We start from the raw sequence: 460 nt of genomic DNA on the forward strand, positions 1-460 counted from the left end.
TGGCGAGGAAACGCTGGACTTGGCCGGGGTCTTTGAAGCGCTTTCTTTGCCGTTCGCGTCGGCGGGTGGGTTGGTGGGAGTTCTCGGCCCGGTTGTTCAGACCCTTGTGCTGGCGATGCTCCCCGCCCATTCCTAGTTCCCGCTTGGCAGCGGCATAGGACTTCAGCTTGTCGGTGACCAGCACGCGGGGCGCCCGGCCCTGCTTCTTCAGCAGCTTGCGCAGCAAACGCTTGGCCGCCTTGGTATCCCGGCGGCTCTGAACCAGCACGTCGAGCACGAAGCCGTCCTGGTCGACGGCCCGCCACAGATAGTGTTTGCGACCGCCGATGGTCAGGACGACCTCGTCGAGATGCCATTTGTCGCCTCGCCGCGGCGCCCGCCGACGCAACCGGGTGGCGATCTCGGGACCGAACTTCCGGGCCCACTGGCGCACCGTCTCGTAACTCACCGTGATGCCGCG

Annotated in this window: 1 protein-coding gene; it reads right to left on the reverse strand. The window is 66.1% G+C overall.

What is annotated here, in order from left to right; all coding sequences use genetic code 11:
* Nucleotides 1-460, reverse strand: a 460-nt coding sequence (locus EJ903_RS26520; protein WP_126620831.1) for an IS6 family transposase, incomplete at both ends; no start/stop codon positions are given.

Source organism: Azospirillum griseum (assembly GCF_003966125.1).
Taxonomy (GTDB): domain Bacteria; phylum Pseudomonadota; class Alphaproteobacteria; order Azospirillales; family Azospirillaceae; genus Azospirillum; species Azospirillum griseum.